The sequence below is a fragment of the Nocardia sp. NPDC059240 genome, assembly GCF_042753865.1.
In the GTDB taxonomy this organism is placed as follows: domain Bacteria; phylum Actinomycetota; class Actinomycetes; order Mycobacteriales; family Mycobacteriaceae; genus Nocardia.
In genome coordinates this window covers 944,210-961,094 of the sequence record NZ_JBHZAC010000001.1, presented here as the reverse complement: position 1 = coordinate 961,094, position 16,885 = coordinate 944,210, and the positions used below count along the sequence as shown (strand labels likewise).

17 protein-coding genes are annotated in these 16,885 nt (G+C 67.7%); 11 read left to right on the top strand and 6 right to left on the bottom strand.

The window, feature by feature from the left end; all coding sequences use genetic code 11:
• Positions 1 to 921 carry a 5-dehydro-4-deoxyglucarate dehydratase gene (gene kdgD / locus ACFXHA_RS04535; RefSeq protein ID WP_379352860.1) on the bottom strand — a complete coding sequence of 307 codons (921 nt, stop codon included), beginning with the start codon at positions 919 to 921 and terminating at the stop codon, positions 1 to 3.
• A gap of 24 nt (positions 922 to 945) precedes the next feature.
• Positions 946 to 1,827, bottom strand: a complete 882-nt coding sequence (locus ACFXHA_RS04530; protein ID WP_379352858.1) for a LysR substrate-binding domain-containing protein — start codon at positions 1,825 to 1,827, stop codon at positions 946 to 948.
• 138 nt (positions 1,828 to 1,965) lie between these two features.
• Between ACFXHA_RS04530 and ACFXHA_RS04525 the strand changes: the two genes are divergently transcribed.
• From ACFXHA_RS04525 to ACFXHA_RS04490, 8 genes are all read left to right on the top strand, one after another.
• Positions 1,966 to 2,769: an IclR family transcriptional regulator gene (locus ACFXHA_RS04525; protein ID WP_379352856.1), complete on the top strand. Its 804-nt coding sequence runs from the start codon at positions 1,966 to 1,968 to the stop codon at positions 2,767 to 2,769.
• Between the two features lie 36 nt (positions 2,770 to 2,805).
• Entirely contained in the window at positions 2,806 to 3,609 is an 804-nt protein-coding gene (locus ACFXHA_RS04520; RefSeq protein ID WP_379352854.1) for an NAD-dependent epimerase/dehydratase family protein, read from the top strand.
• 118 nt (positions 3,610 to 3,727) lie between these two features.
• Entirely contained in the window at positions 3,728 to 5,116 is a 1,389-nt protein-coding gene (locus tag ACFXHA_RS04515; protein WP_379352852.1) for a sugar porter family MFS transporter, read from the top strand.
• Entirely contained in the window at positions 5,113 to 6,117 is a 1,005-nt protein-coding gene (locus ACFXHA_RS04510) for a lactonase family protein (protein WP_379352851.1), read from the top strand. Before ACFXHA_RS04515 ends, ACFXHA_RS04510 begins: the two co-directional genes overlap by 4 nt.
• 117 nt (positions 6,118 to 6,234) lie before the next feature.
• Positions 6,235 to 7,653, top strand: a complete 1,419-nt coding sequence (locus ACFXHA_RS04505) for a serine hydrolase domain-containing protein (RefSeq protein WP_379352849.1) — start codon at positions 6,235 to 6,237, stop codon at positions 7,651 to 7,653.
• 34 nt (positions 7,654 to 7,687) lie between these two features.
• The gene (locus tag ACFXHA_RS04500; RefSeq protein ID WP_379352847.1) at positions 7,688 to 8,068 is read left to right on the top strand and encodes a hypothetical protein; all 381 of its coding nucleotides are present in this window, start codon (positions 7,688 to 7,690) and stop codon (positions 8,066 to 8,068) included.
• Between the two features lie 212 nt (positions 8,069 to 8,280).
• On the top strand, positions 8,281 to 8,424 hold the full coding sequence (locus ACFXHA_RS04495; RefSeq protein WP_379352845.1) for a hypothetical protein: 144 nt from the start codon (positions 8,281 to 8,283) through the stop codon (positions 8,422 to 8,424).
• A gap of 28 nt (positions 8,425 to 8,452) precedes the next feature.
• Positions 8,453 to 9,460, top strand: coding sequence for a PHP domain-containing protein (locus ACFXHA_RS04490; RefSeq protein WP_379352843.1), 1,008 nt, complete (start codon positions 8,453 to 8,455; stop codon positions 9,458 to 9,460).
• 31 nt (positions 9,461 to 9,491) lie between these two features.
• On the opposite strand, the gene ACFXHA_RS04485 is transcribed toward ACFXHA_RS04490, so the two are convergent.
• Positions 9,492 to 10,241: an SDR family NAD(P)-dependent oxidoreductase gene (locus ACFXHA_RS04485; RefSeq protein WP_379352841.1), complete on the bottom strand. Its 750-nt coding sequence runs from the start codon at positions 10,239 to 10,241 to the stop codon at positions 9,492 to 9,494.
• A 278-nt stretch (positions 10,242 to 10,519) separates the two neighbouring features.
• On the opposite strand from ACFXHA_RS04485, the gene ACFXHA_RS04480 reads away from it, so the two are divergent.
• From ACFXHA_RS04480 to ACFXHA_RS04470, 3 genes are all read left to right on the top strand, one after another.
• On the top strand, positions 10,520 to 11,152 hold the full coding sequence (locus tag ACFXHA_RS04480) for an urease accessory protein UreF (RefSeq protein ID WP_379352839.1): 633 nt from the start codon (positions 10,520 to 10,522) through the stop codon (positions 11,150 to 11,152).
• A 67-nt stretch (positions 11,153 to 11,219) separates the two neighbouring features.
• Entirely contained in the window at positions 11,220 to 11,933 is a 714-nt protein-coding gene (gene ureG, locus ACFXHA_RS04475; RefSeq protein ID WP_379352837.1) for an urease accessory protein UreG, read from the top strand.
• A complete protein-coding gene (locus tag ACFXHA_RS04470; protein ID WP_379353454.1) occupies positions 11,923 to 12,573 on the top strand; it encodes an urease accessory protein UreD in 651 nt (216 codons plus the stop codon). The genes ureG and ACFXHA_RS04470 overlap by 11 nt, the downstream gene beginning before the upstream one ends.
• A 30-nt stretch (positions 12,574 to 12,603) precedes the next feature.
• On the opposite strand, the gene ACFXHA_RS04465 is transcribed toward ACFXHA_RS04470, so the two are convergent.
• From ACFXHA_RS04465 to ACFXHA_RS04455, 3 genes are all read right to left on the bottom strand, one after another.
• Positions 12,604 to 13,986, bottom strand: coding sequence for an L-serine ammonia-lyase (locus ACFXHA_RS04465; RefSeq protein ID WP_379352835.1), 1,383 nt, complete (start codon positions 13,984 to 13,986; stop codon positions 12,604 to 12,606).
• Positions 13,987 to 14,026: 40 nt separating this feature from the next.
• Complete coding sequence (locus tag ACFXHA_RS04460; RefSeq protein ID WP_379352833.1) at positions 14,027 to 15,685, bottom strand: APC family permease; 1,659 nt, start codon at positions 15,683 to 15,685, stop codon at positions 14,027 to 14,029.
• A gap of 281 nt (positions 15,686 to 15,966) precedes the next feature.
• On the bottom strand, positions 15,967 to 16,770 hold the full coding sequence (locus ACFXHA_RS04455) for a hypothetical protein (protein WP_379352831.1): 804 nt from the start codon (positions 16,768 to 16,770) through the stop codon (positions 15,967 to 15,969).
• Positions 16,771 to 16,885 lie beyond the last annotated feature (115 nt).

Here is a 16,885-nt window from a genome sequence, read left to right as displayed (position 1 = left end):
TCAGGCAATCCTTTCCACGAGCGCGGTGAGTTCGGCCAGCTCGGCCGCGTCCAGGTCGGTCAGTGGCGGGCGGACCCGGCTCGACGGGCGGCCCACCGCGGTCAGCCCGGCCTTGATGATCGACACCGCGTATCCCGGTGTGCGGTCGCGAATGTCGAGATAGGGGAGAACGAAGTTGCGCAGGTGCGCGTAGACCGTCTCGCGGTCGTGCGCCCGCACCGCCTTGTAGAAGGCCAGCGCGAACTCCGGCGCGAAGTTGAAGATCGCCGAAGAGTAAGTGGTGACACCCATTTCGGTGTACGGCAGCGCGAAGGTCTCGGCGGTCGGCAGCCCGCCGATATAGGTGAGCCGGTCGCCGAGGCGGGCGTAGATGCGGGTCATCGTCTCGATATCGCCCACGCCGTCCTTGAACCCGATCAGATTCGGGCAGCGCTCGGCCATCCGGGCCACGGTCACGTCATCGACGCGGGCATTGGCGCGACTGTAGAAGATCACCCCCAGCGAGGTGGCCGCGCAGACCGCCGCCACATGCTGGAGCAGACCCTCGGGCCCCGACTCGGTGAGATACGGCGGCAGCAACAGGATCCCTTGCGCCCCGGCCGCTTCGGCATTGCGCGCCTGTTCGACGGCCACGGCGGTACCGGCGGTGGCGGGGGCCAGCACCGGCACCCGCCCGGCGGTCTCGGCCACCGCGGCGCGCACCACCAGGTCGATCTCGGCGGTGGTCAGCGAGAATCCCTCCCCGGTGCCGCCCGCCGCGAACAGCCCGGCCACATCGTATTGGGCCAGCCAGGCGATGTGCTCGCGGCAGGCGGCCTCGTCGACGTTCAGTTCGGCGTCGAAGTGGGTGACGGGGAACGACAGCAGGCCGCGACCCAGGACCGGTCCCAGGTCTCGGGCCGCCATGGTGTCGGATGACATCTGGGGCACAGTGCTCTCTCTTTCTCAGGCGTCCGGCCAGGTCTCCAGCAGGTCGATCACGCGGCGCAGGGCCGGATTGGCCGGATGCCGCCGCCAGACCGCGTACAGTTCGGCGCGCTCGCTCACGCCCGACAGATGGCGGTAGCGCACGCCTTCCGGGTTCAGACGGCTCGCCGCCTCCGGGACCAACGCCACGCCACGTCCGGCCGCGACCAGCGCGAGCATGGTGTGCACCTGGGTCACCCGGTCGGCCGGGTCGTAGGAGACGCCCGCCAATACCCGGTTCATCAACTCGGCGAAATAGCGTGCGGGACCGGGTGCGTACATCAGCATTCGCTCACCCTCCAGCTCGCGCACCGCGATCGGACCGCCCGCTGCCAGCCGATGCCCCGCGGGCACCGCCAGCACCAGCGGGTCGCGATGTACCGGTCGCCCGTCGAACTCGACGCGGTCGAAGGGTGGCCGGGCGATCGCCAGATCCAGCTTGCCGCTGGACAATTCGTCGAACTGCAGGGCGCTGACCAGTTCGCTGAGCACCAGCTCGACCGCGGGCAGCGCCAGCGAGAGCTGATTGAGGAATCCGCCCAGGAAGCCGAAACCCGCGGTGGCGGTGAACCCGATGCGCACCGTGCCGGTCTGCCCGTCGGCCACCAGGCGCGCGGTGGCCGGAACCGCCTCCGCGAGGGCCAGCAGTCGCCGGGCCTCGGCGAGGAACACCGTGCCGGCGGGGGTCAGCTCCACCTGCCGCTGGGTCCGATCCAGCAGCAGCACACCGATATCGCGCTCGAGCTTCTGGATCTGCCGGCTCAGCGGCGGCTGGGTCATCTGCAGTCGATCGGCCGCGCGCCGGAAGCTGCCCTCCTCGGCGACCACCACGAATCCGCGCACATGTTCCAGGGACAGCATGGCCGATAGTCTGCCGTCTTCATCTGATACCCGTCCAACATCGATTGGGCATCAAGTGATGCCGAGAAAGTATCGGACGAAAGTTCATGTATCTGAATACGATCGGAAATCGGATGGGATTCAGACTTCAGGAGTGTCATGCAGCGTCGGGGACCGGCGGACCGCGCCGAAGACGACGAGAGTTCGAGCGGAGTGAAATCGGCGCGCCGGGCGATCGCGGTGCTGGAGGTGTTCGCGGCGCGGCCGTCCTGGCTGTCGCTGGCGGAGATGCACGAGGCCACCGGTTTTCCGCGTTCGAGCCTGCACGGCCTGCTGCGCACCCTGCTCGACGTGGGCTGGATCGACGCCGATGACACCGGCACCCGATTCCGGCTCGGCATGCGGGCGCTGGTCTGCGGCACCGCCTACCTCGACCGCGACCCGGCCATCCCGTACGCCACCGAAACCCTCGAAAGGCTGCGCGAGCAAACGGGATTCACCGTGCACTACGCCCGGCTCTCCGGTGGCGAGGTGGTCTACCTGGAGACCCGGGAATCGCACAGCTCCGACCATCTCATCTCGCGGGTCGGCCGCAGCCTGCCCGCCCACGCCACCGCACTGGGCAAGGTGCTGCTGGCCGAACTGTCCGACGGCGAGCTGACCGCGCTGCTGCCCGGCACGCTGCCCGCGCGCACCGAACACACCGTGACCGACCGTGAAGTCCTGTTCTCCGAGCTCACCGTGATCCGGGACCGCGGCTACGCGACCGAATGGCAGGAGGGCACCGCCGGGGTGGCTTGCGCGGCGGCCGCGGTGCCCTACCGGCTCCCGGCCACCGATGCCCTGAGTTGCTCGATGCCGTCGAACCGGACCACCGAAGCCGAACAGCACCGCATCGGCGCGCTGGTGCACGACGCCGCCGGAGCACTGGCGCGCCGCCTGCGGCAGGCCGGAATCCGCTGACCACGACCATATTTCCGCTGACCGAGGAGTTCACCCATGTCGATTCACCGCGTTCTCATCACCGGCGCGGCGGGCAATCTCGGGCGGCTCATGCGCCCCCGCCTGGCCCGTCCGGATCGGGTATTGCGGCTGCTGGATCTCGCGCCGCTCGAGCCGGCCGCACCCGGTGAGCAAGTCGAGTTGGTCACCGGCTCCCTCAACGACCCCGACCTGATGGCCGCGGCCTGCGTGGACGTGGAGGCGATCATTCACCTCGGCGGGATCAGCCGCGAGGACGACTGGGCACGGATCCTCGAAGTCAATATCGACGGCACGCGCACCGTGCTCGAGGCCGCCCGCATCGCCGGCGTACCGAAGGTGGTGCTGGCCTCCAGCAATCACGCGGTTGGCTATCGCCGGATCGGGGAGGCCGGGCCCGGCGGGCTGCCCGGCGAGAGCACCCCGCGGCCGGACACCTACTACGGCGTGAGCAAGGCCGCGCTGGAGGCGCTGGGCAGTCTCTACCACGAGCGTTTCGGAATCGACGTGTCCTGCTTGCGCATCGGCAGCTGCTTCGACGAGCCCGCCGACGTGCGGCAGCTGTCGCTGTGGATGTCGCCGGACGACTGCGCGCGACTGCTGGAGGCGTGCCTGGCCACCGAGGAGCCCGGATATCGCGTGCTGTGGGGTGTTTCGGCGAACACGCGTGCCGTGGTGTCGCTGCGGGAGGCGGAGGCGATCGGCTATCGCAGCCTCGACGATGCCGAGCGCTTCGCGGATCGGGTGCCGCCGGGCGCATTGCCCGAACACATCGGCGGTGCGTTCCTGGAAACCCCGCTGGGACAGGCGAACCCGATCTGAATATTCACATTCGTGAACGCATGAGCTGATACCGAACATGCATCGGAATCCGTATTGTGTTCGCCCATCGAGCATGTGAGCCTGGGCACACTCGATTGGCAGTAAAGGAACGTCACCCATGCAGCAATCGGCCACGACGCCCGCCCAGCGACGGCGGATCAACGTCTCCTCCCTGTACTTCTTCGGAGCACTCGGCGGCATCCTGTTCGGCTACGACCTCGGCGTCATCTCCGGTGTCCTGTTGTTCATCGTGAAGCCCTGGCATCTGGACTCTTTCGCCAAGGGCGTGATCGGCGGCTCGCTGGCGGCGGGCGCGGTGTTCGGCGCCATGATGGCCGGTCGGCTCGCCGACCGGTACGGCCGCCGGCCCACCATCATGGTGGCCGCGGTGATCTTCACCGCCGCCGTGCTGGCCTGTGCTTTCGCGCCCAGTTACCCATTCATGGTGGTGGCCAGGTTCATTACCGGCATCGCGGTGGGCTGTTCGTCGGCGACGGTGCCGATGTATCTGTCGGAGCTGGCACCGACGCGGGTGCGCGGCGCGCTGTCGACGCTGAACCAGCTGATGATCGTGTCCGGAATTCTCATCGCCTACATCGTCGATTGGGCGCTGAGCGGCTCCGGGAACTGGCGGCTCATGTTCGGTCTGGCGGCGGTGCCCGCGGTGATTCTGTTCTTCGGCTTGTTCACGCTGCCGGAAACACCGCGCTGGCTGGTCAAGGCCGGTCGCGACGAGGAAGCCCGCCTGGTGCTGGAACAGACGCACCGTGACGAGGACCCCGACGCGGCCCTGGACAGCATCCGCGACGTGCTGCGCCTCGACGGCGAACAGCGCGGCCGACTGCGGGATCTGACCACCCGCTGGGCGCGCCCGGCGCTGGTGGTGGCGCTCATCCTGGCCGTCGGTCAGCAGTTCGCGGGCACCAACGCGGTGAACCTGTACGCGCCGGATATGTTCAAGCAGTTGGGATTCGGCACCCAGAACGCGCTGTTCGCCTCCACGATCATGGGCACGGTCAAACTGATCTTCACCGCCTGGGTGTTCCTGATGGTCGACCGCTGGGGTCGAAAGCCGTTGCTGCTGCTGGGCAATGTGATCATGGCGCTGTCGCTGTTCCTGCTCGGCCTAACCGTGCTGACCATGGGTAAGGGCACGGGCACCGGCATCATCAGCCTGATCGTGCTCAACCTCTACTGGGTCGGGTACGAGTTGGGCTGGGGCGCGGTCGTCTGGGTCATGATCGCGGAGATCTTCCCGCTGCGGGTGCGCGGCATCGGGACGGCCACCGCGTCGACGGTGTTGTGGGCGGCCACCTTCGCCATCACCTTCCTGTTCCCGGTCATGAGCGATCCGAATCATCTGGGCCTGGGCTATTCGGCATGGATCTTCGCGTCGGTCAGCGTGGTGTTGTTCGTGCTGGTGCGGCGGTATGTGCCGGAGACCAAGGGGCGCAGCCTGGAAGAGATCGAACTGGATCTGCGGGCGCGCGCGGGGCGGATGGCATGACGGTTGTCGCGTATGTGTCCAACGCCGGCAGCGGCGATATCTCGGTGCTGCGGTTGGGTGCGGACGGCATGCTTTCACCCGTGCAGACGGTGGCCGTCGGCGGCACGGTGATGCCGCTGACGGTCGGGCCCGACCGCCGCCACCTCTACGCGTCGGTGCGATCGGTGCCATGGTCGGTCGCCTGCTTCGAGATCGATTCCGGCACCGGCGAATTGCGTCGGAAGACGACGGTGCCGCTGCCGGAGAATTCGGCGTATCTCTCCACCGACCACGGTGGGCGGTACCTGCTCGCCGCGTCCTACACCGGAAATGCCATCTCGGTGAACGCGATCGGCATGGACGGTGTCGTGGCCGCGCAGCCGGTCGAGGTGCTGGCCACACCGCCGCATGCGCATTCGATCATTACCGATCCGTCCGACCGGTACCTGCTCGCGGCGGCTCTCGGCGGGGATGCCTTGCTGCAGTACCTCTTCGATCGCCGGACCGGGCGGGCCACGCCGAACAGTCCGGCGTTCGTCGCCACCAAGCCCGGCGCGGGGCCGCGGCACCTCGTATTCCATCCGGGCGGACGCCTGGTGTATGTCACGAACGAGCTGGACGGCACCGTCGGAAGCTACGAGTTCGATTCCGGCACCGGCCATCTCACCCCGCTCGACACCGTCTCAGTGCTACCCGAAGGCATCGGCGATCCCTGGACGGCCGAGTTGAAGCTCACGCCCGACGGCCGCCTGCTGTATGTCTCCGAACGGCGCTCCAGCACCATCGCCGGATTCCGGGTCGATTCCGGCACCGGTGCGTTGACCCCGCTCGGCCACACCGCCACCGAAACCTGCCCGCGTGGAATGGGAATCGACCCCGCCGGGCGCTACCTCGTGGCCGCGGGGGAGCAGTCGCACGCGGTCACGTCCTACGCCGTCGAGCCGGAGACCGGCGCGCTGACCGTGGTGGATCGCCGCCAAGTCGGATGGAATCCGAACTGGGTGGAACTCGTGGCGCTCTGACGGGCGATATCGGCTGTCGGTGGACTGTCGGCGTGCTGTCAGCGCCACCGCGCAATGTCATTCCCACAGGCGGCCGGGAGGTTCCGGCCACGGGAACCGAGATTCGAGGGAATGGCAATGTCGGACAATGCGCTACGAAACGACAATGCGCTGCGGGAAATGGTCACGGACTTCTGCGCGTCGAGCGGAGTGCCGGGCGTCGTGGTCGGCGTGTATCACGCCGGCGAGCAGGAGGTGATCGCCCAGGGCCTCACGAATGTGGTGACCGGAGCGCCGATGCGCCCGGAGACCGGATTCCTGTTCGGCTCGGTCACCAAGATGATGACCTCGACGCTGATCATGCGGCAGGTCGAGCGTGGCCGCATCGATCTCGACGAGCGGGTGTGCACCTACCTGCCCGACTTCCGGCTCGCGACACCCGGCGCGGAGGAGATCCGGATCCGGCATCTGCTCTCGCACACCAACGGCATCGACGCGGACCTGTACATGCCGGACGTGAACGGCCCCGATTCGCTGCGCGTCGCCGTCGCGGGCATGGCCGAGCAGGTGGGCACGTTGTTCGCGCCCGGGGAGTACATCAGCTACTCCAACGGCGGCATGATCGTCGCGGGCCGGGTGCTCGAGGCCGTGACCGGGCGGCCGTATCACCAACTGCTGGAAGAGGATCTGTTCGCGCCCGCCGGGATGGGCGACTCGTGCACCTCGGCTGAGCGGGCGATCCTGCGCAGCACGGCGATCGGGCACTTCCCCGATCCGGCAGGTTCACGACGCACCGAACTGTTCAAACTCCCGGACTCCTGGGGCCCCGCGGGTTCCTCGGCGATCGGCAGCGTGGGCGACCTGCTCGCCTTCGGGCGCACCCACCTCGACAGCGGCATCGCGCCGTCCGGCACGCGGCTGCTGTCGGCGGAGTCGGTGGCGCGCATGCAAACCGTCACCTACAGCATGGGAACCCCGCACATCCCGCCGATCGGATTGGGCTGGCTGCTCATGCCTTTCGGCGACATCACCGTCCTTTCACACTCGGGGGCATCGCCCGGCGGCGTGGCCGTACTGGTCGCGGTGCCCGGCCACGACCTGGTGTTCGCCGCCTACGGCAACGACGCCCGCGCCATGGGCCTGTTCGACCGAATCCTGTTGTCGCTGTTGCGTGATTGCCTCGGCATCACCGTCCCCGACCTGATCACCGGCCAGATCGAGGTCGCCGACCTGACCCCCTACACGGGCACCTACCGCTCCAATCAGATGCGCGTTGATGTCCGCGCGGTCGACGGCGCACTGGAGGAAGCCGCCACCTACGAACCCGCCGACGACACCCAACGCCGCGTCTTCACCGCCTTCGCCGGCGGCTCGATCCCCACCATGACCCGCCGCTTCACCCCCGTCGGCCGGCACCTCTTCGCCCCGGCCGGCCTACCCCTGGACATGTTCACCGGCTACTCCCGCCAACTCCTGGTCTCCTACCACGACATCCGCGACGGCAAGGCCCACTTCCGTTCCGCCGGAGGCCGAATGACCCGCAGGCTCGAGCACTGAAACGACTCGAGCACTGAAACGAGTAGATCCCCTCATGTGCGCCAACGGCATTGCGCCGACCATCGAGACCATGACGATTTCTGCACCTGTTGTGCGGCGGGTCGTGGGGTGGGTACTCGGCATGATCGCCGCTGCCGCATGGATCTACTACGCCGGCATCTTTCTGCTCCTCATCAGCGCTCTCGCAGTGGCCGACAACCGCTGCGACACGGAAGCCAACGCGCATCCGCAGATGAATCCGACCGGCATTCCCTGGGTTCTGGGCTCGGGCCTCCTGTGGGTCACCCCGTTCGCGATCGTGGCCTTGATCCGACGCGACCGCATAACGGTGGGACTCGCCGCACTCGCGGCAGCGGTGGCGATCTTCTTCATGACCGCATTGCTCGTAGTCCCGCAGCAGGGCTTCTGCTGGTGAGGCGCGGCGGGTTCGTGCGGCCACGGTTTCCGTCGTTGCTGATATGACGCAGGAGCGGCCGAAAGGTAACAGGCCGCAGCGAATCGGCCGTGGCGGCCGTGTTGTCGCCACTGTGCCGCCTTTCGGTGTTTCAGCGCTGCCCATAGCTGATTCGTATGTGACGCAGGGGATTTCGATCATCTACGGTAGGAGCGAACGGGTGGGAGTCAATGGTGAAGCGGCTACTTTTTCTGCTGATCGCGATCGTCGTCGCGGTGGCGACCCTCGACTACGCCCACTCGCCCGGGCACTACGGGCTGATCATCGTGGCGGGTCTGGCGGCCGTGCTGTTGATGATCCGCAAATCTGTCGGGTAGCCGGGGTCGGCGGGGGCAGACTGGAGGCATGGATCCTGTCGCCGCTCTGCGCCAGATCGCGTACTACAAGGACCGCGCCCGTGAGGACACCCGGCGGGTCATGGCCTACCGCAATGCCGCCGACATCCTCGAACGCCTCGACGATGCGCAACGTGAGCAGCTCGGGCGATCGCGCAACTGGCAGTCCCTGCCCGGCATCGGCCCGAAAACCGCCGCGGTGATCGCCCAGGCCTGGGCGGGTCGTGAGCCCGATGCCCTGGTCGCGCTGCGGACCGCCGCGCAGGACCTGGGCGGCGGCGAGTTACGGGCGGCGTTGCGAGGCGATCTGCACGTGCATTCGAACTGGTCGGACGGAGTGGCCCCGATCGCGGAAATGATGGCCGCGGCGGCCGCATTGGGCCATGAATACTGCGCCCTCACCGACCACTCGCCGCGGTTGACGGTCGCCAACGGACTCTCGCCGGACCGACTACGTCGACAACTCGATGTCATCGACGAACTACGCGAGCGATTCGCACCCATGCGCATCCTCACCGGCATCGAGGTCGACATCCTCGACGACGGCTCCCTCGATCAGGAACCGGAACTGCTCGACCGCCTCGACATCGTGGTGGCGAGCGTGCACTCCAAACTGGCGATGGACTCGGCCGCCATGACCAGGCGGATGATCCGCGCGGTGTCCGACGGCCGCGCCGACGTGCTCGGCCACTGCACCGGACGCCTGGTCGAGGGCAATCGCGGTACCCGCGCCGAATCACGCTTCGATGCCGAACAGGTCTTCACCGCCTGCCGTGATCACGGCACCGCCGTCGAGATCAACTCGCGCCCGGAACGCCGCGACCCGCCGACCCGGTTGCTGAAGCTGGCCCTCGACATCGGCTGCGACTTCTCCATCGACACCGACGCCCACGCACCCGGCCAGCTCGATTTCCTCGGCTACGGCGCGCAACGCGCCCTCGACTGCGGCGTGCCCGCCGACCGGGTCGTCAACACCTGGCCGGTGGACAAGCTGCTGGCGTGGGCCGGAAACTCCTGAGCCGCAGCGGGTTCGGTAGCGAGTCCGGTGGTCAGGCCATCTTGCCGTTGTCCACGCTGTAGATCGCGCCGTGCACCGCCGAGGCGTCGTCGGAGCACAGGAACGCGATGACATTCGCGACCTGGGCCGGTTCCATCAGCCCGCGCGCGGCCGCGATCTTCATGATCAGCGTGTAGTCCGGATCCTCGGGGAAGGTGAAGTTCTGCACCATCGGCGTGGTCATGCCGCCGGGGCAGACCGCGTTGATACGGATTCCGCGGCTGTCGAATTCGAGCGCCATGGCACGAGTCAGCCCGATCAGACCGTGCTTGGCCGCGCAGTAACCGGCCGAGTACGCCTGCCCTTCCAGGCCCGCGATCGAGGAGACGTTGACGATGCAGCCTTTGCGTTCGAGCAGCGACGGTAGCGCGGCCCGCGACAGGAAGAACGGCGCGCTCAGATTGACCGCCAGTTCGTGCTGCCAGTCGGCGTCGGTGACATCGGCGGTGTGGCGCATGACGTGCGCCCCGGCCGCGTTCACGAGGATGTCGATCCCACCGAACTGTTCCACGCAGGCCCGCACCACCTCGCTGGACGCGCTCGGATCGGCGAGATCGGCGGCCAGCCAACCGGTTTCGGGCCCGTCGAGAACCTCCGCCAGCCGGGTCTTGTCCCGCCCGACCCCGAACACCTTCGCCCCGCCCGCGCGCAGCGATTCCACCACCGCGCGCCCCAGCCCCGAGGACGCCCCGGTCACCACGGCCACCCGTCCACCGAACCGCCCGGCCTCGTCGCCAGCCATACCTGTCTCCATTCCATCCGCGACCCGCACTGAAACGCGTTCCAGTTTCGAACGTGTCCCACCGTAGCCGGGTTGCCCCCCGCGCGTGCCCATCAACGACAACAAGATCAGGGAGTTCTCACCGCGGAAATTCGGACAGAATTCCGCGATGAGAGCTCCCTGATCTTGAAAGCTGGTCAGGGTTGCGGGGCCTCGATGCGCCTCGGAGCCGTGCGTGGGCATGGCGTGCCTGGCCCGAGCCTTAGGATCGGGGCCATGTGGAATGCCGAGGGACGCCGATGAGTCTGGCCACCCTGCTCACGCTCGCCGATTCGCGTCTGCCGATCGGCGGGCACGTGCATTCCGGCGGGGTCGAGGAGGCTGTGGCCTCCGGGCTGCTGCGCGATGTGCCGTCGGTGGAGCTGTACCTGCGTCGGCGCGTGCGGACCTCCGGCCTGGTGGCGGCTTCACTGGCCGCGGCCGTTGCCGCCGGGACGCTCGGCGCGGAGCGGGCGGAGCTCGAGGCCGATGCGCGCACCCCGTCCCCGTCGGCGCGCGCGGCGTCCCGGGCCCAAGGCCGCGGACTGCTGCGCCTGGCCAAACAGGTGTGGCCGCAGGTCGATTGGCGTGCGCTCGGCCCACGCCCGCATCTGTCCACGGTGTTCGGCATGGTCGCCGTCGCCTGCGACGCCTCGCCCGAGGACATCGCGTCGGTGCTCGTCTACACCACCATGACCGGTGCGGCCACCGCCGCCCAGCGGCTCTTGGCGCTGGATCCCGCGGCGATCGCCGCCTGCACCATCCGGCTGGCGCCGGTCTGCGATGCGACCGCGCGGGAGGCCGTGAAATCCCTTGCGGCCCTCTCGGACCCGTTGCAGGACGTGCTCGCCGAACGGCATCCGCGTCGTGAGCTACCACTGTTCGCGTCGTAGCCGATCGCCGGGGAGGTAACACCCGGTTTACACCGCTGGGTAAGGATGGGGGTGAAAGGAGCCGAACATGCCACCTCACCTCATTGATGGTGAACCGCACGACCACAGCCATGACCGCCCCAAGCGCGAGCGCACGCCCGGCGAGCCGCTGCGGATCGGGATCGGGGGACCGGTCGGGTCGGGGAAGACCGCTCTGACCGCGGCACTGTGCCGGCAGTTGCGCGACGAACTGTCATTGGCGGTGCTGACCAACGACATCTACACCACCGAGGACGCGGACTTCCTGCGTCGTCACGCGGTGCTGGCCGACGAGCGGATCACCGCCGTGCAGACCGGCGGCTGCCCGCACACCGCGATCCGCGACGACATCACCGCGAACCTGGACGCCATCGACGATCTGATCGAGGCGAACCCGCCGCTGGATCTCATCCTCGTCGAATCCGGCGGCGACAACCTGACCGCCACCTTCTCCTCCGGCCTGATCGACGTGCAGATCTTCGTCGTCGACGTGGCCGGCGGCGACAAGGTGCCGCGCAAGGGCGGCCCGGGCGTGACCTGGTCGGATCTGCTGGTGATCAACAAGACCGATCTCGCGCCGATGGTCGGCGCGGATCTGTCGGTGATGGACCGGGATTCGACCAAGGTGCGCGAGGGCAGGCCGTTCGTGTTCACCTCGCTCACCGAGGATCCGGCCGCGACGCCCGTGCTGACCTGGGTGCGCGAACAGCTGCGCCTGGCCGCCGAACACGATGCGGCAGCGGGCATTGCCCATTCGCACTGAGCTCCGCATCACCGCGACCGCCGGGACGCTGCCGCACATTCACGCGGTCGGCGGCCTGGCGGCGCGGCACACCGGCGTGGACACGGTGCATCTGATCGGCACGGCCGCCACACCTTTGGGTGGCGACGTGCTGGATATCGTTGTCTCCGTGGGGGAAGGTGCGCGCCTGAGCGTCCGCTCGGTCGCCGCCACCATTGCCCTGCCGGGCCGCGAAACCCTGAAGTCGGTGGCGCACTGGCGCTTCGACGTGGCCGCGGGCGGCGAGCTGGATTTCGACCCCGAACCGACAGTGGTCGCGGGCGGCGCGGTGCACGAAACCTTCACCACCGTCCGACTCGAACCCGGTGCGCGCCTGCGGCTTCGCGAACGCGTGCAGATCGGCCGCACCGGCGAGGACCACGGCTACTGGAGCGGTGACCTGACCGCCGACGTGGGCACGACACCCTTGCTGCGGCATCGCCTCGAACTCGGCTCCGACGCCGTCACCGACGACGCTTTGACCGCTCCCCGCGCTGTCGAGAGCGTCCTCACCTATCCCAACGAGCGGCCCGCCGAGGTCTCCGGCCTGGACGCGGCCCTGCTGCCATTGGCTGCGGGCGGCACGCTGTTCACGCGTACCGCCCGCTTGTTGATGGCTTGAGCCCGAAGGACTCTCAGCGCCGAGGAATGCTCAGCACTGGGTGAGGTTCACCGCGAGTCCACCCCGCGCCGTCTCCTTGTATTTGACGCTCATATCGGCCCCGGTCTCCTTCATGGTCTTGATGACATCGTCGAGGGAGACCTTGTGGCTGCCGTCGCCGCGCATGGACATCCGCGCGGCGGTGACCGCCTTGACCGCTGCCATGCCGTTGCGTTCGATGCACGGGATCTGCACCAGCCCGCCGACCGGATCGCAGGTCAGTCCGAGGTTGTGTTCCATGCCGATCTCGGCCGCGTTCTCGACCTGTTCGGGGGTGCCGCCGATGGCCTCGGCGAACGCTCCCGCGGCCATCGAGCACGCCGACCCGACCTCACCCTGGCAGCCGACCTCGGCACCGGACAGCGATGCGTTCTCCTTGATGAGCATGCCGATAGCGCCTGCGGTGAGCAGGAATCGGATGATGCCCTCCTCATCCGCGCCGGGCACGAAGTCGACGTAGTGGCTCAGCACCGCCGGCAGTACCCCGGCCGCGCCATTGGTCGGCGCGGTGACGACCCGCCCGCCCGCTGCGTTCTCCTCGTTGACGGCCATCGCGTAGATGGTGGTCCACTCGGTGCGATGCATCATCGGATCGCCCTCGGCGCGCAACTGTCGCGCGGAGGAGGCGGCCCGCCGCTTGACCTGCAGCCCGCCGGGCAGAATCCCCTCACGATTCAGCCCGCGGGTGACGCACTCCTGCATGACCTTCCAGATGTCGAGCAGTCCGGTGCGGATCTCCTCCTCACTGCGCCAAGCCTTCTCGTTTTCCAGCATGAGCGAGGAGATCGAAAGTCCGGTATCACGAGCGTGCTTGAGCAGTTGGGCCCCCGTGTGGAACGGGTAGGCCAGCACGGTGGTGTCGTCCTTGTCGGGATCGGCGCACACCGAGTCCTCGTCCACCACGAACCCGCCGCCGACGGAGTAGTACGTCTTCTCCAGCAACGGCACCCCGTCGCGGTCGTAGGCGAACAGCGTCATCGCATTGGCGTGGTACGGCAGCGCCCGGCGCATGTGCAGGATGAGCTGGGTCGGCTCATCGAACGGAATCTCGTGGCTGTCACCGATTTCGGTGCCCAACAGCCGCAGCCGCTTGGTGCTGCGGATGCGGGCCACATCCGTGTCGGCGACATCCGGATCGATGGTGGCGGGGGAGTGTCCCTCCAGTCCGAGCAGGACCGCCTTGGGAGTGGCGTGGCCGCGGCCGGTCGCACCGAGCGAACCGAACAGCTCGACGCGGACCGAAGCGGTCTGGCTCAGCAGGCCGTCTTCCTTCAACCGGTTGGCGAAGAACTGTGCCGCGCGCATCGGGCCCACGGTGTGGGAAGAGGAGGGACCGATACCGATGGAGAAGAAATCGAAGACAGAGAGTGCCATGACCAGACCTTTGACTGCTCGGGCGGGAAGGGTGAATTACTCAGGCGTGCTGCAGATTGCGGTCGCGCTCGGTGCCGATGATGTCGTCACCGGGAACGCTCTCGGGCTCGGCGTCCAGCACCGGATCCGGGCCGGGCAGGCCCGACTCGTGTGCCTTCACACCGGCACGCACGGCCCAGTAGTAGGTGGCCAGCGCGGCCACGGCCACCAGCGCGATGTCGACGCCGCCCGGAATCAGGCCGCTGCCACCGAATTCGGTCGAACCCAGGGCGGACACGATCGACATGAAGATCAGGAAGGCGATCATCCACCACGCCGGTGCGAGCTGCTGCATGATGGTGCGCTCACCACGACGCCAGAGCACGGCCACGGCGATCGGCACGGACAGCAGCGTGATGAACACGATGCGGCCGGTGTTGGGCCAGTGCGTCCAGAACAGTGCGCAGCCGGCGAGGGTGAAGGCGAGCGGGGTGATCACATTGGCGGCCGGGAGCCGGAAGGGCCGCGGCAGTTCGGGCTTGGTCTTGCGGAAGACGCCCACCGCGATGGGGCCGATCAGATAGGAGATGACCATGGCCGCGGAGACGATCCCGGACAGCGCGTGCCAGCTGTGCCCGACGGTCACCAGCAGGATCAGCGAGAAGATGAGATTCAGCCACATCGCCGGACGCGCGGTGCCGTAGACGGGGTGCGACTCGCGCAGCTTCTTCGGGAAGAAGCCGGACTCGGCCAGGTTCTGCACCATGTACGACGCCGAGGCGACGTTCGCGATATTGGCGCCGGACGGCGAGATGAAGGCGCCGAACTGGAGCATGATCACCAGCCAGCCCAGCATGAGGAGCTTGGCGATATCGACGAACGGCGAGTTGAAATTGATTCCGACCCAGCCGTGTTCGGCGAGCTGCTCCGGCGGGACCGCACCGATGAAGGCGATCTGCAGCAGCATGTAGATGACCAGGCCGATCGACAGGGCGCCGACGAGCGCGGCCGGAATGGCCTTGCCCGGGTTCTTCGCCGCGCCACCGAGATTGACCACGGCCTGGAAACCGTTGAAGGCGAACACGACACCGCAGGTACTCACCGCGGTCAGCACCGCGGACCAGCCGTTCGGCGCGAAACCGCCGTAGCCGGTGAAGTTCTCGGTGTGGAAGCCCGACGCGATGAGGGCGACGACGGCCAGCACCGGAATGCCGAACTTGACCGCGGTCAGCAGATTGTTCATCTTGGCGAGCAGGCCAACGGACCAGTAGCAGCACAGCCACAGCGCCACGGTCAGCACGAACGCCATGCCCATGCCCGCGAGGGTCAGCGAGCCGTCCTTCATCAGACCCTGTGCCCAGGAGAAGCTCCACGACGACATGTACTGCGTGCTGGCAATGGATTCGATGGGAATCAGGGCGGCGACGGCGACCCAAACCGCCCAGCCGGTAATGAAACCGAGCACCGGGCCGTGCGAGATGGCACCGAAGCGGGCCATGGATCCGGGGAACGGATAGGCCGCGCCCACCTCCGCGTACGACATGGCGATCAAGCCTATGAACACCGCACCGATCACCCAGGCCAGGATCGCGGCGGGTCCGGCGACTTGCGCCGCCTGCCCGGCGCCGAACAGCCAGCCCGATCCGAAGATCGAACCAATGCCAATCATGATCAGGGCGAAGAGACTCAGCCCTTTACGGTTCGCGGAAGGTATGTCCATGCATTGGACACTACGGAGCAAACGTCTTGTCCTGAACGGACAAATGTCCTGATTACCATCGGTTCCGCAGCACGTCAATGGCTGGCTGCCGCCGCCTCGGGATCACAAATTGTGCTCCCAGCACATCTTTGGCAAGGCTGGGCTCGGCTGTGCGAAACCGGGTTTCGGCCGCGCACGCACCGATCGCGTGCGCGGCGGGAACGGACCTCACCGCCGGTTCCCGCCGCGAGCGCACATCTGCTAGCTGAAGCGGCTGTCGTCGCAGGTATTACCGAGAGCTATCAGTCACCGACGACGCGAGGTGGTGCGTTGAACGCGTTCACCGCACCCACGGCGGCACCGACCGCGGCACCCGCGACGGCTGCCGGGACGGCGATCACCGCGGCACCCGCGGCAGCGCCGAGGGCGGGACCCGCGACCAGACCGACCGGGAACAGTCCGGCACCGACGACCAGACCCAGCGCACCGCCGACGACGGCGGAACTGAGTTCGATCGGGGCGGCGGTGGCGGCTCCGGCGACAGCGCCCATGGCGGCGGTGCCGATGGTCTGCCCCGCGATGCGGTCGGAGCGACTGCGCTCCATGCCGATCGAGTCGAGGAAGGTGGCGAGATTCGCCTCGACCTGTGCGGAGTTGTCATTGATCTGGATCGCTTGTTCTTTGTCGATCCAATCGGGGGCCGGGACCTGCACGTCGCCGAACCGGAACATGCCCGGGGGCGGGGCGATCGGAGGCACGGCGGGAACCGGGGCGGGCGGGTGCAGCACGCCGACGGGGGCCAGGTAGCTCTTGTCCGGGGCCTGCCGCGACCACTGGATGGAACTCTTGGTGTCGCCCGGAATGTGCAGGCCCTCATAGGGATTGACATTCGGGGAATCGGCGGCGGGCCACTGGGGCTTGGGCGCATCGTCGTGCTGCGCCACCGGAGCGACCTCGGCCGGGGCGGCATTGGCTGCGCCCGATCCGACGATCGCCAAAACTAGCGGAACCGCGCCTGCCGCCACCACATTTCCGACCTTGTTGCGATGGGGGTTCAGTGCTCGGTGCTTACCTGCGGCCATGAGGACCTTTCTGTAGGTGAACATCGGACGCTCGACATTCGAACCCACCGGTCACCCGGATTGGTGAGGAAACGGACCGATGAAAATCGTTGCTATAACTGAAAATTAGCTAACTCGTCGGTAGGGGAACGCCGAAGAG

Coding starts and splice junctions, on each gene's coding strand:
- kdgD (WP_379352860.1), bottom strand. CDS start 921: ATGTCATCCGACACCATGGCGGCCCGAGACCTGGGACCGGTCCTGGGT.
- ACFXHA_RS04530 (WP_379352858.1), bottom strand. CDS start 1,827: ATGCTGTCCCTGGAACATGTGCGCGGATTCGTGGTGGTCGCCGAGGAG.
- ACFXHA_RS04525 (WP_379352856.1), top strand. CDS start 1,966: ATGCAGCGTCGGGGACCGGCGGACCGCGCCGAAGACGACGAGAGTTCG.
- ACFXHA_RS04520 (WP_379352854.1), top strand. CDS start 2,806: ATGTCGATTCACCGCGTTCTCATCACCGGCGCGGCGGGCAATCTCGGG.
- ACFXHA_RS04515 (WP_379352852.1), top strand. CDS start 3,728: ATGCAGCAATCGGCCACGACGCCCGCCCAGCGACGGCGGATCAACGTC.
- ACFXHA_RS04510 (WP_379352851.1), top strand. CDS start 5,113: ATGACGGTTGTCGCGTATGTGTCCAACGCCGGCAGCGGCGATATCTCG.
- ACFXHA_RS04505 (WP_379352849.1), top strand. CDS start 6,235: ATGTCGGACAATGCGCTACGAAACGACAATGCGCTGCGGGAAATGGTC.
- ACFXHA_RS04500 (WP_379352847.1), top strand. CDS start 7,688: ATGTGCGCCAACGGCATTGCGCCGACCATCGAGACCATGACGATTTCT.
- ACFXHA_RS04490 (WP_379352843.1), top strand. CDS start 8,453: ATGGATCCTGTCGCCGCTCTGCGCCAGATCGCGTACTACAAGGACCGC.
- ACFXHA_RS04485 (WP_379352841.1), bottom strand. CDS start 10,241: ATGGCTGGCGACGAGGCCGGGCGGTTCGGTGGACGGGTGGCCGTGGTG.
- ACFXHA_RS04480 (WP_379352839.1), top strand. CDS start 10,520: ATGAGTCTGGCCACCCTGCTCACGCTCGCCGATTCGCGTCTGCCGATC.
- ureG (WP_379352837.1), top strand. CDS start 11,220: ATGCCACCTCACCTCATTGATGGTGAACCGCACGACCACAGCCATGAC.
- ACFXHA_RS04465 (WP_379352835.1), bottom strand. CDS start 13,986: ATGGCACTCTCTGTCTTCGATTTCTTCTCCATCGGTATCGGTCCCTCC.
- ACFXHA_RS04460 (WP_379352833.1), bottom strand. CDS start 15,685: ATGGACATACCTTCCGCGAACCGTAAAGGGCTGAGTCTCTTCGCCCTG.
- ACFXHA_RS04455 (WP_379352831.1), bottom strand. CDS start 16,770: ATGTTCACCTACAGAAAGGTCCTCATGGCCGCAGGTAAGCACCGAGCA.